We start from the raw sequence: 15,978 nt of genomic DNA on the forward strand, positions 1-15,978 counted from the left end.
CAATGCGACTCCGCGCCTGCGCAGCACTTCTGCTCTTCCTCTCGGCTTGCGCCACGTCGACCCCGAGCCCAAGAGCGCGTGCGCCCTGGAACCCGAGGGTCGCCAACCTCCAGCGAGCAGCGACGTTGCCGTGGATGGATGGCGGGCGATGCGTGGTGCGGGAGGCATCCAATGAATGGAGCGTGCTCGTGGAGAGGTGCTTTCACGCGCTCGACCATGACCGGATCACGTTTCGCGATGTCACGGGAAAATGCAGTGTTGCCTCTGCGGGGGCCGCTGCTATTGGGTTGGGCGTCTGCATCCTGATAGCACCCGAGCTCATCGTTGGAGCCGTGATTGTCGCCGGTGCGGTCGTGGTGGCAGTCGCCATCAAAGAGGAACTGGATGCATATCGGCGGGCGTCTCGCGAGCGAGCCAAGCCCGAGACCCAAGCGCGGCCATCCAATGCGCAGGCACGTTTGACGCACCGAAAGCTCAAGCCTGAGCCATCAGGGCAGGATGGGTTCCCTCCGGTGCTTACCGACCCCTTGGACCGAGAGCATCGTCCTGAGTGCAGGCCCGTCCCGGTGCCGCACGCGGGCAGAGATGCCCCGCATAACGAGTGCGCCGACAGGTTTCCGCCGAACCGATATCCGGGCATGGACGTCTTCGTGGGCGGCGAGCGCTTCGATGCGCTGCAAGTCGGCGTGCGCGTGCTGTGGGAGATCAAGACCCATCGATTTGATACGTATCCTGACTTCATCCAGGAACGGGAGATCGAGAAGGAGTTGGAACAAATAGAAAGGGAGCGGAAAGCTGCGGCGGCGTGTGGCTATGGCTTCATCATGGGGGTGAGCACCCAAGCGCACAAAGACGCACTGCTCGCTGTTGTTCCCTCCCTCAGGATCGTCGTCACGGGATGCAAACGATGACCAGCCAGAATCGCATAGTCCTGACCGTCTACGCGCCTGCACTCGTCGGTGACGATGAACGCCCGCTCGCTGTCGTTCATGGGATGGAAAAGGCGCTCCCTGGCTTGCGTCTGGAGTGGAGAGTTACCGGGTCGCGACGGCTTGCTGCGTTGCCACAGCGCGACGCGTGGCTCGTAGAGAAAATCAAGGACGGAGGCTTCCCTCTGGTGTGTAACGGGGACGAGAGTTACCCCGTGACGGTGATGGGGAGGGGAAGCTCGGGACTCTTCAGCCCTGGCGGTCAGGCTCTGTTTGAAGTCCATGCGAAGTTGCCGCTCGATGCGGCGGTTGTTGCGGCGGCGGCGGCGATGCTGGAGCGCGTAGCGGAGGGTACACGCGCGTTCTGGGGCCGTGCGACCCCTCACGATGCTGCGGTGGACATCGCGTATCAGACAGCACCCACGCTGGAGGGGCCGCCGTCCCCACGTCGGGGGCTGCCTGCCCTGAAGCTCTTCGAGCACATCCGTGCGCCCGAGATTCCCTGTTACCTGGGGTGGTTGAACTACTGGTCGGCTGCCGCCTCGCAGGTCATTGGGTTTCCGGACCCGACCCGTGACGCCGAGTTGCTTTCACGGGCGCGGCGCACGGCATCGGGCGGCTGGGTCGTGCAGCTCACCGACGCACCGCTCGACCTGGACGACCCAACCCACCTGGACACGCTCAAGCGGACCTACGAGCGCTTTCCGGAGATTGGCGGACGCGCAGCACCTTGAGCCGATTCTGGGAGCACGTCGCTTCGGCTGCACGGGCATCGGCGATGGCGACGTGCCCTCCCGGGAGGGCACGCATCATTGTTCGAACCTTTGAGACTGGCGCTCCCTCCGTTGCTGACACTCGTCCGGGGAACTGCCACGAGCGCGAGCGCCTGGCCGCCCGGGCACTGTCCGTTCGGAGGCAGTATGCGGGCCCGGATGCCGCCGGGTGGGGTGGGCGCATTAGAAACGCCACTGCGCGTGGGCCGCTGGCGCGAAGCGGGTTGCCCGTGTGGAGGGGCGCGCGTTACGTCCCGCAATGGGTTCGCTTCACCACCACCTCCAGGCCTTCCTCCGCGTCGAGCCGGGCCGCCCCGCGTATGGCGCCGGGCTGCGGGCAGCGCTCGCGGTGGGCGCGCCCCTGGCCGCGGCGGCGCTGCTGCACCTGCCGGCGGCCACCTGGGTCGGCCTGTCCGCGCTGTTCGTCGCCCTGGTGGACCGGGGTGGGCCGTACGGCTACCGCGCGCGCACCATGGGGGCCATGACGCTGATGGGGGCCGTGGTGGGGCTCGCCGCGGCGCTGCACCTGCCGGCCTGGGCCGCCGTCATCGTCACGCTGCTCTGGGTGACGGCCTGCGGCTTCGCGCGCTCCTATGGCGACACGCCGGGGTTGATGGGCGTGGTGCTCGCCAACTACTTCGTGGTGTCGCTCGCGCTTCCCGCCAGGGACGTCTCGGACGCCTTGCTCCGCTCCGGCCTGTTCCTGGTGGGCGGCGCGTGGGCCATGTTCCTCGCGCTGCTGTTGTGGCCGCTGTTCCCCTACCGCCCGGCGCGGATGGCCATCGCCCGGTGCTACGACGCGCTGGCGGAGCACGCGGAGGAGGTCGGGCGCTGGCCCTTGGAAGGGTTGCCCGTCGCCGCGGGTGTCCTGCCAGTGGCGCCCTGGCAGGCCCGCATGCGCCAGCTCATCGAACAGGCGCGCACCGTGCTGGCCTCCACGCGCATGGGCCGGGCGGGTGAGAGCGGGCGGGGTGAGCACCTGCTGGTGCTGCTCGAGGGCGCGGACGCGATGATGGTGACGCTGATTGCCCTCACGGAGATGTTGGAGGTGGCGCCCGCGGAGCCGCGCTACCACGCCCTCCGCTCCGAGGTGCAGCGCGCGCTCGCGGAGCTGGCCGCGGACCTGCGCCGCGTCCGCCTGGCGCTGGAGAAGGAGGGCGGGGGCAGCGGCCCTCCCGCCTGGAGCGCGGAGCGGGTGAAGCGCGCGCTGGCGGCCGCGGGAGACCTTCCGGAGCAGGCGCGCGCCGGCTACCAGTACGTGTACTCGCTGCTGGACCGCCTCCGCGACTATGCGCACGCCACGGTGGACGTCGCGGCGCGACTGGAGGACAGCGCGCCCGTGCCGGACACGCCGTCCCTGCCGTCCCGGCCCGCGAGCAAGGCGCCGCCATCATCCCCCCTGGAGCCCCTGCGGGAGAACCTCAACGTCCGCTCCGTCATCTTCCGCCATGCATTGCGCCTGGGCGTCGCCGCGTCCCTGGCCATGGCGCTCGTGAGCGCCCTGGACCTGAACCACGGCTACTGGGTCATCATCACCGTCACCGTGGTGCTCCAGCCCTACGCGGGGCTCACCTTCCAGCGGAGCCTTCAGCGCATCGCGGGCACGTTGCTGGGCGCGGGGCTGGCGGCGGGGCTCGTGGCGCTCGTGAGGGACCCGGCCATCATCCTGCTGGCCATCGTGGTGCTGTTCGCCGTGGCGATGAGCCTCCAGCCGCTCAGCCTGGCCGCGTTCCAGGTGCTGCTGACGCCAGCGCTGGTGCTGCTCGCGGAGCTCCAGACGGGAGACTGGGAGCTGGCGGGTGTCCGCATCGTCAACACGCTGCTGGGCGGCTTGATTGCGTTGGCGGGGATGCGGCTCTTGTGGCCCAGCCCCGAACACCTGCGCCTGCCGGAGCAGGTGGCCTCCGCCCTGCGCGCGGACCGCGACTACGTGATGGCGGTGGCCTCCGCGTCGTCGGACGCGGAGGCCCCGGTGCGAGAGGCCCGGCGGCGGATGGGGCTCGCGCTGCTGTCGGCGGAGGCGTCCTTCCAGCGGCTGCTGGGGGAGTGGAGGGGGCCCGCCAGGGAGCTGGAGCCGGTGATGGCCCTGCTCGTCTACGCGCGCCGCTTCACCTCGGCGGTGACGACGTTGGCCGCGAGCCGGAGCGAGCGCGCGGCGCCCCGGGAGCTGGCGGACGTGGTGCGCTTCGTCGTCTGCGTCCTGGAGGACCTGGCCGCCGCCGTGGAGCAGCAGCGGCGGCCCGCGCCCATGCCCACCCCGGCGCCCAAGGGTGGGGCGGAGCCGCTGGTGCGCACGCACGTGGAGCGGCTCCTGCGTCAGCTCACCGTGCTGCACCACGCGGCGGAGCGCGTCCCGCCGCTGCTGTTCAAGGAGGGCCTCAGGTCCGGTCCAGCGTCGCCACCAGCCGCCGCAGGTCCTCGTTGACGCTGACGAACCGGGTGTTGCCCTGCTCGTCCGCGAGCTGCTTGCGCAGGGTGGGCAGCGCGGCCTGGCGCAGCTTCTTCGCCGTGTCCCGCGAGCCCTCCACCAGCCAGCCCACCGCGAGCACCAGCGCGAGGCGGGCCTCGGTGTCGCGCTCGCCCAGCCGCGCCGCCAGCGCGACCGCGTGCTCGGCCGTGCCCGCGCGGCCCACCTCCAGCGCCGCGCGCTCCAGCAGCACCGGGTCCGCCTTCTCCATGCGCTGCACCCAGCAGCCCGCGTTGCCCGCGCACGCCTGCGCCGCCTCCAGCAGCTTCGCCTGGCCGGAAATCTGGTCCGCCCGCTTCTTGCCCAGCGCCGCCGGGTCGTCACAGCCGTCGTCGTCCGCCTGCTTGCAGTCCGCGGCCGTCCGCGCCGGCTCCGCCGCCGCCAGCTTCTGGAGCACGGGCAGCTCGCGCGCGTCGCCCAGCATGGCCAGGCCCTTCACCGCGGACTCGCGCGCGTACCAGTCTCCGGTGCCCGCGGCCTTCTCCAGCGCGGGCAGCGCGTCGCGTCCCCCCAGGCGCGTCAGGGCGCGCACGTAGGCGTCCCGCACGGTGGGGTCCGTCTCCGCCACCAGCCCCGCCAGCGGCTTCACCGCCTCCGGCGCGCGCATGCGCGCCAGCGCGTCCGCGGCCTGCATCCGCACCAGGGCCTGAATCTGCGGGTCCGCGTTGGTGAAGGCGAGCTGCTTGAGCAGCGCGGCCACCGCCCGCTTCTCCCGCAAGTCGCCCAGCACCGTCGCCGCCTTCATCGCGTAGCTGGCGGGGTTGACGCCGTTGGACCGCGCCCACTTCAGCAGCTCCGCGTCCTGGCCCTCCAGCGCCGGCAGCAGCGCGTCCGCCGCGGGCGCGCCAAGCTGGTACAGCGCGAAGGAGCTCTCCACGTAGAAGGACTTGCCCTTGCGCTCCTTGGTCAGCATGCGCACCAGCGCGGGCGCCGCGCGCGCGTCACCGATGTCCCCCAGCGCCTCGATGGCCTTCTTGTTGAGGAAGGGCTCCACGGTGTCGTCCGTGGCCAGGGCGATGAGCGGCTCCACCGCCTCCTTCGCCTTCATGTCGCCCAGCACCTGCGTCGCCTCGATGCGCGTGTAGTTGTCCTTGGCGCGCAAGAGCGGCACCAGCGCGGGGATGGCGCGGCGGTCGCCAATGGTCCCCAGCGTCGCGACGATGGCCTTGTTGGCGAGCTGCGCGGGCATGTCCCCCGCCGCCGGGTCCAGGGCCTTCGTCAGGGGTTCCACGGAGGAGGCATGCTTCAAGTCGCCCAGGGCGCGGGCCAGCGCGGCGCGCACCTCCGGCTTGCGCTCCGTGTCGAGCTGCTCGTGGAGCATGGGCAGGAAACCTTCATTCAGCTTCCCGGAGGAGCGCATGGCCTCCACCATGCGGATGCGGTCCTCCGCTCGCCGGCTCTGCTGGATGTTCGACTCCCAGTATTCCGGGGTCGCCGGGTCCCCCTTGCACCCAGCCAACGTCAGGAAGGAAAGCGCAACACACAACGCGGTGAGAGAGCGCGTCATTCGGTCTCCAGTGCGTCTGCGAGGTTGTCCTGTCTTCCGTGTAAACCTCGCGCGAGGAAGGAAGCAAACCGCCCCCGGCACCTGGGGTACGCTGGTCAACGACATGTCCGATGGGAATCAAAAGACGGTGCGCCCGAGCCACATCCGCCGGACGTACATCCTGGACCGGCCCTTCCAGCTCAAATACATCCTGCTGCTGGCGGGCATTGGCGCCGGCGGCATCGGGGTGTTCGGGCTGTTGGCGCACCGCGTCCACGTGTCCTCCGTGGCGTCCGGGGTGGACGGCGGCCAGACGCTGCTGTGGCTGACGGGGCTGGGCACGCTGGGCGCGGCGGTGGCGCTGGGCCTCTTCGGCCTGGTGTTCACCCACCGGGTGGCGGGCCCCGTCCATGTCATGAGCCTCTACGTCGCGGCGCTGGCGGCGGGCCGCTATCCCCGGCTGCGCCCGCTGCGGCGCGGCGACGAGCTCAAGCTGTTCTTCGACCGCTTCAGTGAAGCCGTCACCCGCATCCGGGAGCGCGAGGCGGACGAGGCCTACGCGCTGGAGACCGTGCTGGAAGCCCTCCGGCCGGTGGCCACCACGCCCGAGGCCCTGGAGGCCCTGGGCACCCTGAGCGCCCTGCACACGCGCAAGCGTCAGGCAGTGGACACCCCCACCGGGAGCACCTTCAAGTCCGTGGCCTGAGTCGCCCGGCGCAGGAGAAGCGCGACACCATGAGCAGACCCCGCATCGTTTTCATGGGCACCCCCGACTTCGCGGTGGCGTCCCTGGCCGCCTGCTTCGAACTGGGAGAGGTGGTGGCCGTCGTCACCCAACCCGACAAGCCCAAGGGCCGCGGCAACACCGTGACGGCGCCGCCGGTGAAGGAGCTGGCCCTGTCACGCGGCGTGCCCGTGCTCCAGCCCACCAAGCTGCGCACGCCGCCCTTCGCGGAGGCGCTGCGCCAGTACGCGCCGGACATCTGCGTGGTGACGGCCTATGGCCGCATCCTCCCCAAGGATTTGCTGGAGCTGCCCACCCACGGCTGCGTCAACGTGCACGGCTCGCTGCTGCCGCGCTTCCGGGGCGCCGCGCCCATCCAGTGGGCCATCGCCCACGGCGACGCGGAGACGGGCGTGTCGTTGATGGTGATGGACGAGGGCCTGGACACCGGCCCGGTGCTGGCGATGAAGCGCATGCCCATCGCGCCGGACGACACGAGCGCCACGCTGTACCCGAAGCTGGCGGCGCTGGGCGGTGAGGTGCTGCGCGAATACCTGCCCGCCTACCTGCGCGGCGAGCTGAAGCCGGTGCCGCAGCCTTCCGAGGGCATGGTGCTGGCCCCCATCATCGAGAAGGACCAGGGCCGGTTGGACTTCACGAGGCCCGCGGTGGAGTTGGAGCGCCGCCTGCGGGCCTTCACGCCGTGGCCCGGCGCCTTCACCACGCTGGGCGGAAAGCTGTTGAAGGTCCACCGCGCGACGGCCAGGGGTGGTAGTGGGGCTCCCGGCACGGTGCTGGCGTCCGGCCCGGACGGCATCGAGGTGGCATGCGGCGAGGGCTCGCTGGTCCTGCTGGACCTCCAGCCGGAGGGAAAGCGGGTGATGCGCGCCGCGGATTTCCTGCAGGGGCACAAGCTGGCGCCGGGCAGCCAGCCCTTCGTCGCGGGCTGATTGGGAGAACGGGTGATGGGCATGAGACTGCTGGTGCTGCATGGACCCAACCTCAACCTGCTGGGCGTGCGGGATGACACGTCCGGCGGGCGGCTCGAGGACCTGGACGCCGCGATGCAGGCCCGCGCGGAGGCGCTGGGCCTGGAGCTGACGGTGGTGCAGTCCAACCACGAGGGCGACCTGCTCGACACGCTCGGCGCGGAGCTGGAGGCGCTGGACGGCATCATCATCAACCCGGCCGGGCTGTTCGGCTCCTACTGTCTCAAGGAAGGGCTGGAGGCCGCGGGGCTGCCCGCCATCGAGGTGCTGCTCAAGCCCCCCGCGCGTGAGTCCGTGGTGGGCGAGGCCTGCGTGCTCCAGATTCACGGCGGGCCCGGCTTCGAGCCCTACCTGCAGGCCCTGGAGACCTTCGGCAGCGGCGTCTTCACCACGGCGCAGCCGGAGCCGAAGAAGCCCCTGGGCAAGAAGAAGGGCAGCGCCACCCGGGGCGCGAAGGTGACGCCCATCACCGTGCTCAAGCGCGCCCCGCGCAGGGAGGGCTCGTCGGAGACGGCGAAGTCCCTGGCCCGCGCGGTGAAGGCGGCGGGGCCCACGAAGACGCTGGGCCGCAAGCTGGCGCCGGTGGAGGACCTGCGCGCGGCCCGCCAGGCGAAGACGCTGGGGCGCGGCGGCAAGGGGCTCACCCCCGCGGCGGACCTGCTCACGCGCGCGCTGGTGCGCCAGAAGATTTCGGACCGGCTCGCGGGGCGGCTCTCCGCCGCCGAGCTGGCCACCTGGGCGCGTTCCCAGTATCAGGCGGTGCAGCGGGGCGCTCCGGCGGAGCATGGCCACCGCGAGCTGCTGGAGGAGAGCCTCCAGAGCCTCACCCTCTCCAACCTGCCCGCGACGCGGCTCTCGGATGAGCAGCTCGTGGACCTCTTGACCCGGCTCGACGAAGGATGAACGCCCGCGCCCTCGCCATCACCGTCCTCGCGCGCGTCCGCGCGACGGACGCCTACCTCAACGTCGTGCTGGACACGCAGTTGTCCGAATCGCCGCCGAAGGACCCGCGCGACGCGGCGCTCGTCACCGAGCTGGCCTACGGCGCCACCCGGCGGCAGCTCGCGCTGGACTACGCCATTGCCCGCTTCGCGGACCGCAAGCTGGACGCGCTGGAGGACAAGGTGCTGGCGGCGCTCCGCATTGGCGCCTATCAAATCTTCCACACCCGCGTGCCCGCGCGCGCCGCGGTGGCGGAGACGGTGCAGGCCCTGAAGGAAGTGGGGCTGACGCGCGCGGCGGGCTTCACCAACGCCATCCTCCGCAAGCTGGCGGACCTGCCCGCGCCGCCGCTGCCCCCGGCGTCCGACGTGGCGCTCCACCTGTCCGTGCGGGAGAGCCACCCCCAGTGGCTGGTGGAGCGCTGGCTGCGCCAGTTCGGCCGCGAGCGCGCCGAGGCCATGCTGGTGGCCGACAATCAGGCCCCGGCGGTGGTGGTGCGCGCCAACACCGCGAAGGTGACGCGCGACGCGCTGCTCACCCAGCTCCAGGAGATGGGCGTGGACGCCAAGGCGACCACCGTGTCGCCGGTGGGCATCACCCTGCCGCCGGTGGGCCGGGTGGAGGACGTGTACGGCTACGCGGAGGGGCTGTGGCAGGTGCAGGACGAGGCCGCGCAGCTCGTGGGCGTCTACGGGGCGATTCCGGAGACGGCGCGCGTGCTGGACGCGTGCGCCGCGCCGGGCGGCAAGTCCTGTCACCAGGCGCAGTCCCATGACGTCGTCGCGGTGGACCTGCACGCGCACAAGCTGCGGAAGATCGAGGCGGAGGCGAAGCGCCTGGGCCTGCAGCCGCGCCTGAAGGCCTACGCGCACGACGCCGCGGAGCCCTTCCCTGAAGCGTGGGGCGAGTTCCACGCGTTCCTGGTGGACGCGCCGTGCTCGGGGCTGGGCACGCTGCGCCGCCACCCGGAGCTGCGCTACCGCCGCAAGGAGGAGGACATCTCCCGGCTGGCCACGCTCCAGCGGCGCATCCTGGAGAACTGCCAGGAGGCGGTGCCGGCCGGCGGGCTGCTCGTCTACGCGGTGTGCACCATGGAGCCGCAGGAGGGGCAGGACCAGGTGGAGATGTTCCTGCGCAGCCACCCGGAGTGGACGGCCGAGCCGCCCGTGCTGCCCGGCCTCAAGCTGCCGCTGTCCCAGGCGTACCTGCGCACGCTGCCGGGGCCGGAGGGCTTCGACGGGTTCTTCGCCGCGCGCCTCCGGAAGCTCTACTGACGGGCGCTCAGGCCTCGTCGGAGGTCGGCAGGTTGGCGGCGGCCTTGAACGCCTCCAGCACCGCGGCGGACGCGCGGTCCAGGTACTTGCCCTTGCGGATGAGCAGGCCAATGGGGCGCGACACGGGCCCCTCCGCGAAGGGCTTGGCCACCAGCGAGCCGCCCTTCACCTCGCCCATGGCCGTGGCCATGGGGAGGATGGCCACGCCCAGGCCCATCTCCACCGCCCGCTTGATGGTCTCCACGTTGTCCATCTCCATCACCGGGTTGATGTCGATGTTCTTCTCGCGGAAGAGCCGGTCCAGCGCCTTGCGCGTGGGCGCCTCGCGGTCGAACGCGATGAAGGGCACGCCCGACAGCGCGGTGAGGCTCACCTTCTGCTTCGTGGCGAAGGAGTGGCCCGGCGCGCAGACGACGGCCAGCTTGTCGTCGCGGAAGGACAGGATGTCCACGCCCGCGCGGGGCTGCGGGTAGGCGACGATGCCAATCTCCGCCGCGCCCAGGATGACGTCGTCGTACACCTGGTCGTTGCGCCGGTAGTTCAGGCGCATGTTCACCTTGGGGTGCGACTTGAGGAGCTGCTTCTGCACCGCGTTCAGCTCGTGCAGCCCCACCGAGTAGATGGTGGAGACCGTGGTGGTGCCCGCCACCTCGGTGGCCTGCTCGCGAATCTCCTGCTCCACCTCGGAGAAGCGGGCGAGGATCTCCTTGCACCCGCGGAACAGCCGCTCCCCGGCCGGCGTCGGCGTCACCTGACGCGCGCTGCGCGACAGGAGCTTCTGCTCATACCGGTTCTCCAGCGCGCGAATCTGCTGGCTCACCGCCGATTGCGTGACGTGGTTGAGCTGCGCGGCGCGGGAGAACGAACCGGTCTCGACCACGTCGCAGAACATCTTCAAGGATTCGAGCTGCATAAGTCCGTCTCCTACCCCCAAACCCAATGATTAGGCCAGTGTTAATTAGAATGCCTTTCCTTCGCGGGCAAAGTACCTAACCCGCCAGGGCTCCCTCCGGCCGCTCATCGGACGACAGGGGGATTGCGGCCAGGGCTCAGGAGCCCTCGGGCCCCTCGGGCGGGGCGGGCGGGCGCGGGCGGAACAGGACGAAGAGGGAGGCGGCGAGCGCGGTCAGGGCACCCCCGCCGAGCGTCTGCACGCGCCCCACCTCCCGGGTGGCGTCCGTCAAGAGCTGGCATTCAGGGCTGGAGAGGCCGTCACAGCCCGGGGCGATGAAGCTGTTCTTCAGGCCCACGGCGAGCAGGCCCAGGCCGCCGAGCAGCAGGCCGCCCAAGAGGCCCGTCGCCGCCGAGCGTCCCAGGGACGAGCGCTGAGGGGGGGAGGGCTCCGGAGGGGCGGGCATGCGGGCAGCTATAGCCGCGAGGGCGGGGCGGGCTCAACCGGGGGCGTGGCGGGCGCGTATGCTGGCGGGCATGCGAATCCTCTACGGTGTCGTCGGCGAAGGCATGGGCCATGCGACGCGCTCCCGCGTCCTCCTCGAGGAGCTCACGAAGGAGCACGAGGTCCACATCGTCGTCTCCGGCCGCGCCCAGGACTACCTGGCCAAACGCTTCCAGAACGTGCACGGCATCTGGGGGCTGACGCTCGCGTACGAGGGCAACTCGGTGAAGAAGTGGCAGACGGTGCTGCAGAACCTCACGGGCGCCGTGAAGGGCTGGCCGCAGAACATCCGCCAGTACTTCGAGCTGGTGGACGAATTCCGCCCGGACGTGGTGGTGAGCGACTTCGAGTCCTTCAGCTACATGTTCGCCCGCAACCACCGGCTGCCCGTCATCAGCGTGGACAACATGCAGGTCATCAACCGGTGCAAGCACGAGCCGGCGCTGCTGGCGGGCCACGAGGACGGCTTCGAGACGTCGCGCGCCATCGTGAAGGCGAAGCTGCCGGGGGCCTTCCACTACCTCGTCACCACGTTCTTCTACCCGGAGCTCCGCAAGCGGCGCACCACGCTGGCCCCGTCGATCCTGCGCCCCGAAATCATCGAAGCGAAGTCCGAGCCCGGCGAGCACCTGCTCGTGTACCAGACGGCGACGACGAACACGGCGCTGCCGGACATCCTCAAGGCCGCGGGCATCCCCTGCCGCGTGTACGGGCTGCGCCGGGACCTCACCGAGGACCTGGTGGACGGCAACCTCACGTACCGGCCCTTCAGCGAGCAGGGCTTCATCGATGACTTGCGCACCGCGCGCGGCGTGGTGGCCAGCGGCGGCTACACGCTGATGAGCGAGGCGGTGTACCTGCGCAAGCCGGTGCTCAGCGTGCCGCTGGTGGGCCAGTTCGAGCAGGTCATCAACGCGCTGTACCTGGAGCAGCTCGGCTACGGCATGTACGTGAAGGCGCTGACGGTGGACGCGCTGAAGGAGTTCCTCACGCGCGTGCCCCGCTGCCAGCAGGCGCTCCAGGGCTATGAGCAGGACGGCAACACGCGGATGCTGGCCGCCCTGCGCGAGCAGCTGGCCCTGGCCTACGAGCACCGGGGCCACTGGGCCATGGAGATGGCGCGGGACTGACGCCCGCGAGCCGCTGTCAGTGCAGCGGCACCTCCGTCTCGTTGTTGCGCTCGGCCGCGCGGCGCGTCAGCTCCGTGAGCCAGGACTGCGTCAGCGGCGTCTCGCTCTGGCTGCCGGTGTAGCGGTCCTGGCTGCTGTCCTGGGGCATGAAGTGGTTGACCCAGGCGGTGAGGGTGGCCGTCAGGCCTGGCGCCAGCGCGCGGCCCACGGCGGCCAGCTTCGCCGGCGCGCCCAGCAGCGCCTCGGCGTCGCCCCGCCGGCACGCGGCCAGGATTTTTCGCGCGGACTGCTCGGCGCTCAGCGAGGTGACGGGCAGCGAGTCTCCGGTGGAGAACCACGCGTACTCCGCCTCGTGGTTGCCCTTGAAGTACGCGTTGCGCGGGCTGCCGGTGCGCATCAGCCCCGGACACACCGTGGTGACCAGGATGCCGTCCTGGCGCAGCTCCGCGCGGAGGCCGTCCGACAGGCCCACCAGCGCGAACTTGCTGGCCGAGTACGGCAGGAGGTGGGGGATGCTCACCTTGCCGCCCACGGAGGCGATGTTGACGATGCGCCCCTGTCCGCGCCGCTTCATCTCCGGCAGCACGGCCAGGGTGGTGTACAGCGGCGCCCACAGGTGCGTGTCCACGGCCTCCTGGAAGTCCTCCAGCGTCATGGACTCCAGCGGCCCCACCTGGATGACGCCGGCGTTGTTGACGAGCACGTCCACCGCGCCCCAGCGCTCGTGGATGGCGGAGACCATGGCCTCCACCTGCACCGGGTCTCGCACGTCACAGGGGATGGCGAAGACCTCGCCGCCAGCGCGCTCCAGCTCCTCGCGGGCCCGCTCCAGCGTCAGCTCGTCGCGGCCACAGATGGCCACCCGGGCCTCCTCCTTGACGAACTGCCGCGCCAGCACCAGGCCCAGGCCGCGGGAGCCGCCGGTGATGAGGACGGTGCGGTCCTTGAACTGGAAGCGGGAGCGGAGGATGCGGCGCAGCCCCAGCGCCGCGCCGATGCCGGCCGCGGCCACGGTGCCGAGCGAGAAGCGGGACGAGTCAGAATCCTTGCGGCGAGTCGCCATGGTGGGCTCCTGGTTCAGAGGGCGGGGGAGGGGGCCGCGGCGCCGGCCTGGACGAAGCGCTCCAGCACCTGCCGGACGTGGCGGGACGCGTTCCGCCCGGAGAAGTGGTGGCGCAGGCGGCCAGCGTCCGCGTCGAACACCAGCCACGCGGGCGTGTCCGCCACGTCGTAGGCCCGCGCCATGGAGCCGTCATCCACGGCGATGGGGTGGTAGAGCCCGTGCCTGCGCGCGAAGGCCTCCACCGCGTTGGTGTCCCGCAGCTCCTTGGCGGAGTGGGTGACGTCCACGCTGATGACCTTCAGCCCGCGCGGCGCGAACTCCGCGATGAGGCGCTTCACCGCGTCGATGTCCTCGTCACCGCCGCGCTGCTTGACGGAGAAGAAGTGGAGGAGGACGGGGAGCTCATCCAGCTCCGAGACATGGACGGGCGTGTTGATCCACCCGCCGTCCGGGTCCAACAGGGTGATGGGAATGTCGAGCGTGGGCATGGAGGGCTCCAGCGGGGCCAGGGGTTCGGGAAAGGACGCGACTCAAGCTAGGCACGCGTGGCCGCTCCCGGGCGGCGCTGGACGGCAGGCCGCGAAGCAGGCAGACACTCACGGCATGCGCATCCCCGACTTCAAGCTGGAGCGGTACTTCGCGCGCTGGGAGTTCGCGGCGCCGTACCTGCTGTGTTCCTCGGACATCGAGGGCTGGCGGATGGCGGACCTGCTGGCGCTCGCCGGCCCGGACGAGCAGGCCCGCTGGGAGGGGCTGACGCTGGGCTACACCGAATCCACGGGCCTGCCCGCGCTGCGCGAGGAGCTTGCCGCGCTCTACCCGGGGCTGTCCCCGGACCAGGTGCTCACCTTCGCCGGCGCCGAGGAGGCGCTCTTCGTGCTGGTCAACGTGCTGCTGGGCCCGGGCGACCACGCCATCGTCACCTGGCCGGGCTACCAGTCCCTGCACGAGGTGGCGCGCGCCACCGGCGCGGACGTGACGCTGCTGCGCCTGCGCGAGGAGGACGGCTGGGCGCTGGATTTGGACGCGCTGCGCCGCGAGCTGAAGCCCCAGACGCGGCTGCTGGTGGTGAACTTCCCCCACAACCCCACGGGCGCGCTGCTGGAGCGCGCCACCTTCGACGCGCTGTGCGAGCTGGCGCGCGAGCGCGGCATCCACCTGCTGTCCGACGAGGTGTACCGGCTGCTGGAGCATGACTCGCGCGACACGCTGCCGCCCGCGGCCAGCCACACGCCGCATGGCATCAGCCTGGGCGTGATGTCCAAGGCCTTTGGCCTCGCGGGCCTGCGCGTGGGGTGGCTGGCCTGCCGCGACACGGCGCTCCTGCGGCGCTGCGCGGCCTACAAGGACTACACCACCATCTGCAACAGCGCCCCCAGCGAGGTGCTGTCCCTCATCGCGCTGCGCGCGAAGGAGCGGGTGCTGGCGCGCAGCCGGGCCTTGCTCGCGGAGAACCTCGCCCTGCTGGACGCCTTCTTCGCGCGGCACCCGGACACCTTCCACTGGGTGCGCCCGCGCGCGGGCAGCGTGGCCTTCCCCAGGCTGCTGCGTGAGACGCCCGTGGCCCGCTTCACCGAGGACCTGCGCGAGCGCGAGGGCGTGCTGCTGCTGCCCGGCGACGTCTACGACTTCCCTGGCAATCACTTCCGCCTGGGCCTGGGCCGCACGAACCTGCCCGACGCGCTGGCGCGCCTGGAGCGCTACGTGGCCGACACATCGCGTTGACCCGCACGGGGCGAATGTCGCCTACCTGCGGGAATCTACAGGGCTGCTGCGCTGCGTCAGTTCTGGCGCGCACTTCCAGATTTCCATGATCTCGACCTTTTACACCTCGCGCCTCTAGAGTTCGGCCCGCCGCCTGGTCCCCCGCCAGGCTGGCATCCCCCAACGCAGCGCTGGAGGCGCTCAACATGAAGAAGCTCTTCGGTATGGTCCTTGCCGCCGCAACGATGCTGGCGGGCACGGAGGCGGCAGCGGCCCGGTACACCCTGTGGATTCACGGCCGCAACAGCGGCACGACGCAGCCCGGCAACTACAACGACTTCAGCTACTGGGGCCCGGCGAGCGCCCAGGCGGGCGTGAACAAGAAGGCCGTCAACTGGGATGGCCGTCAGCGCATCGGCACGCAGAACGAGCGCATCCGTGACGCGCTGGACTGCTTCTGCACGGGGAGCAACCAGTGCTACATCGCCGCGCACAGCGCGGGCAATCTGCAGATTGGCTACGCGCTGTCGTTGTACGGCGGCTCGACGCGTCAGGTGAAGAACGCGTCGCCCAACGCCAGTGGCGTCTGCGGCAACGTGAGCGGCGGCGCGACGCAGAAGGGCTGGAACATCCTGTGGGTGGGCGTGGCGTCGGGCGCCGCTGGCGGCAGCGAGCTGGCGGACATCGGCGAGTGGGCGACGAGCGACGCGCTGGTGACCGACCTGAAGACCACCAACGCGCGCGCCATGTACAACCACAATGAGACGCGCGGTAAGGCGTTCTACATGTTCGCGGCCGCCAAGGGCACGGCGTACTCCTTCGTGCTCCCGGGGCAGGACGACGAGGCCGTGGCGTACCACTCGACGGGCGGCGTGTCGGGCAGCGCGGGCAGCTCGCAGTGCAACCCGGGTGACTGGTTCTGTGGTGCCACGCTGAACATGCTCACCCAGCCCTCCAGCGACGGGCGCGCGAAGTGGGCGAACCACTCCCTGGTGCTGCGCGACGACCGGGAGGCGTACAACCACTACGCTGGTGGCAACTGGGGTGGCATCATCGCCCCCCTCCGCCAGTACATGGCGGACTACGCGTACTGAGCCCCCC

At 70.8% G+C, this 15,978-nt stretch carries 15 protein-coding genes; 10 read left to right on the plus strand and 5 right to left on the minus strand.

The annotated features are described in order from the left end of the window. The first annotated feature begins 2 nt into the window (after window positions 1-2). From MYMAC_RS07010 to MYMAC_RS07020, 3 genes are all read left to right on the plus strand, one after another. Complete coding sequence (locus MYMAC_RS07010; protein WP_095957509.1) at window positions 3-911, plus strand: DUF6310 domain-containing protein; 909 nt, start codon at window positions 3-5, stop codon at window positions 909-911. After that, window positions 908-1,663 carry a DUF5953 family protein gene (locus MYMAC_RS07015; RefSeq protein ID WP_095957510.1) on the plus strand — a complete coding sequence of 252 codons (756 nt, stop codon included), beginning with the start codon at window positions 908-910 and terminating at the stop codon, window positions 1,661-1,663. Before MYMAC_RS07010 ends, MYMAC_RS07015 begins: the two co-directional genes overlap by 4 nt. 298 nt (window positions 1,664-1,961) lie before the next feature. Continuing rightward, on the plus strand, window positions 1,962-4,127 hold the full coding sequence (locus MYMAC_RS07020) for an FUSC family protein (protein WP_095957511.1): 2,166 nt from the start codon (window positions 1,962-1,964) through the stop codon (window positions 4,125-4,127). Here the strand turns inward: MYMAC_RS07020 and MYMAC_RS07025 are convergent. Continuing rightward, a complete protein-coding gene (locus MYMAC_RS07025) occupies window positions 4,081-5,676 on the minus strand; it encodes a HEAT repeat domain-containing protein (RefSeq protein WP_095957512.1) in 1,596 nt (531 codons plus the stop codon). The genes MYMAC_RS07020 and MYMAC_RS07025 overlap by 47 nt on opposite strands. A gap of 103 nt (window positions 5,677-5,779) precedes the next feature. Here MYMAC_RS07025 and MYMAC_RS07030 point away from each other — a divergent pair, with 103 nt between their 5' ends. The 4 genes from MYMAC_RS07030 to rsmB are packed head-to-tail and all read left to right on the plus strand — an operon-like array spanning window position 5,780 to window position 9,584. Then, window positions 5,780-6,361: a hypothetical protein gene (locus MYMAC_RS07030; RefSeq protein ID WP_043709017.1), complete on the plus strand. Its 582-nt coding sequence runs from the start codon at window positions 5,780-5,782 to the stop codon at window positions 6,359-6,361. A 29-nt stretch (window positions 6,362-6,390) separates the two neighbouring features. After that, complete coding sequence (gene fmt, locus MYMAC_RS07035) at window positions 6,391-7,329, plus strand: methionyl-tRNA formyltransferase (RefSeq protein ID WP_095957513.1); 939 nt, start codon at window positions 6,391-6,393, stop codon at window positions 7,327-7,329. 21 nt (window positions 7,330-7,350) lie between these two features. Then, complete coding sequence (locus MYMAC_RS07040) at window positions 7,351-8,271, plus strand: type II 3-dehydroquinate dehydratase (RefSeq protein WP_095961503.1); 921 nt, start codon at window positions 7,351-7,353, stop codon at window positions 8,269-8,271. Then, window positions 8,268-9,584: a 16S rRNA (cytosine(967)-C(5))-methyltransferase RsmB gene (rsmB, locus tag MYMAC_RS07045; RefSeq protein ID WP_095957514.1), complete on the plus strand. Its 1,317-nt coding sequence runs from the start codon at window positions 8,268-8,270 to the stop codon at window positions 9,582-9,584. Before MYMAC_RS07040 ends, rsmB begins: the two co-directional genes overlap by 4 nt. 7 nt (window positions 9,585-9,591) lie before the next feature. On the opposite strand, the gene MYMAC_RS07050 is transcribed toward rsmB, so the two are convergent. Both MYMAC_RS07050 and MYMAC_RS07055 read right to left on the minus strand, forming a co-directional pair. Further along, window positions 9,592-10,497: a LysR family transcriptional regulator gene (locus MYMAC_RS07050; RefSeq protein WP_013935448.1), complete on the minus strand. Its 906-nt coding sequence runs from the start codon at window positions 10,495-10,497 to the stop codon at window positions 9,592-9,594. Window positions 10,498-10,633: 136 nt separating this feature from the next. Then, window positions 10,634-10,942, minus strand: a complete 309-nt coding sequence (locus MYMAC_RS07055; protein WP_013935447.1) for a hypothetical protein — start codon at window positions 10,940-10,942, stop codon at window positions 10,634-10,636. Between the two features lie 70 nt (window positions 10,943-11,012). Between MYMAC_RS07055 and MYMAC_RS07060 the strand changes: the two genes are divergently transcribed. Beyond that, window positions 11,013-12,110, plus strand: coding sequence for an MJ1255/VC2487 family glycosyltransferase (locus MYMAC_RS07060; RefSeq protein ID WP_239989390.1), 1,098 nt, complete (start codon window positions 11,013-11,015; stop codon window positions 12,108-12,110). 16 nt (window positions 12,111-12,126) lie between these two features. Here MYMAC_RS07060 and MYMAC_RS07065 read toward each other — a convergent pair whose 3' ends face one another. Continuing rightward, a complete protein-coding gene (locus tag MYMAC_RS07065) occupies window positions 12,127-13,173 on the minus strand; it encodes an SDR family NAD(P)-dependent oxidoreductase (RefSeq protein ID WP_095957516.1) in 1,047 nt (348 codons plus the stop codon). A gap of 14 nt (window positions 13,174-13,187) precedes the next feature. Continuing rightward, complete coding sequence (locus tag MYMAC_RS07070; protein WP_013935444.1) at window positions 13,188-13,661, minus strand: peroxiredoxin family protein; 474 nt, start codon at window positions 13,659-13,661, stop codon at window positions 13,188-13,190. Window positions 13,662-13,776: 115 nt separating this feature from the next. Here MYMAC_RS07070 and MYMAC_RS07075 point away from each other — a divergent pair, with 115 nt between their 5' ends. Together MYMAC_RS07075 and MYMAC_RS07080 are read left to right on the plus strand one after the other, a co-directional pair. Next, the gene (locus tag MYMAC_RS07075; RefSeq protein ID WP_095957517.1) at window positions 13,777-14,898 is read left to right on the plus strand and encodes an aminotransferase class I/II-fold pyridoxal phosphate-dependent enzyme; all 1,122 of its coding nucleotides are present in this window, start codon (window positions 13,777-13,779) and stop codon (window positions 14,896-14,898) included. A gap of 185 nt (window positions 14,899-15,083) precedes the next feature. Then, window positions 15,084-15,971, plus strand: coding sequence for a hypothetical protein (locus MYMAC_RS07080; RefSeq protein ID WP_095957518.1), 888 nt, complete (start codon window positions 15,084-15,086; stop codon window positions 15,969-15,971). The last annotated feature ends 7 nt before the right edge of the window (window positions 15,972-15,978 follow it).

Source organism: Corallococcus macrosporus DSM 14697 (assembly GCF_002305895.1).
In the GTDB taxonomy this organism is placed as follows: domain Bacteria; phylum Myxococcota; class Myxococcia; order Myxococcales; family Myxococcaceae; genus Myxococcus; species Myxococcus macrosporus.

Coding starts and splice junctions, on each gene's coding strand:
- MYMAC_RS07030 (WP_043709017.1), top strand. CDS start 5,780: ATGTCCGATGGGAATCAAAAGACGGTGCGCCCGAGCCACATCCGCCGG.
- fmt (WP_095957513.1), top strand. CDS start 6,391: ATGAGCAGACCCCGCATCGTTTTCATGGGCACCCCCGACTTCGCGGTG.
- MYMAC_RS07060 (WP_239989390.1), top strand. CDS start 11,013: ATGCGAATCCTCTACGGTGTCGTCGGCGAAGGCATGGGCCATGCGACG.
- MYMAC_RS07010 (WP_095957509.1), top strand. CDS start 3: ATGCGACTCCGCGCCTGCGCAGCACTTCTGCTCTTCCTCTCGGCTTGC.
- MYMAC_RS07040 (WP_095961503.1), top strand. CDS start 7,351: ATGAGACTGCTGGTGCTGCATGGACCCAACCTCAACCTGCTGGGCGTG.
- MYMAC_RS07075 (WP_095957517.1), top strand. CDS start 13,777: ATGCGCATCCCCGACTTCAAGCTGGAGCGGTACTTCGCGCGCTGGGAG.
- MYMAC_RS07055 (WP_013935447.1), bottom strand. CDS start 10,942: ATGCCCGCCCCTCCGGAGCCCTCCCCCCCTCAGCGCTCGTCCCTGGGA.
- MYMAC_RS07050 (WP_013935448.1), bottom strand. CDS start 10,497: ATGCAGCTCGAATCCTTGAAGATGTTCTGCGACGTGGTCGAGACCGGT.
- MYMAC_RS07015 (WP_095957510.1), top strand. CDS start 908: ATGACCAGCCAGAATCGCATAGTCCTGACCGTCTACGCGCCTGCACTC.
- MYMAC_RS07025 (WP_095957512.1), bottom strand. CDS start 5,676: ATGACGCGCTCTCTCACCGCGTTGTGTGTTGCGCTTTCCTTCCTGACG.
- rsmB (WP_095957514.1), top strand. CDS start 8,268: ATGAACGCCCGCGCCCTCGCCATCACCGTCCTCGCGCGCGTCCGCGCG.
- MYMAC_RS07065 (WP_095957516.1), bottom strand. CDS start 13,173: ATGGCGACTCGCCGCAAGGATTCTGACTCGTCCCGCTTCTCGCTCGGC.
- MYMAC_RS07080 (WP_095957518.1), top strand. CDS start 15,084: ATGAAGAAGCTCTTCGGTATGGTCCTTGCCGCCGCAACGATGCTGGCG.
- MYMAC_RS07070 (WP_013935444.1), bottom strand. CDS start 13,661: ATGCCCACGCTCGACATTCCCATCACCCTGTTGGACCCGGACGGCGGG.
- MYMAC_RS07020 (WP_095957511.1), top strand. CDS start 1,962: ATGGGTTCGCTTCACCACCACCTCCAGGCCTTCCTCCGCGTCGAGCCG.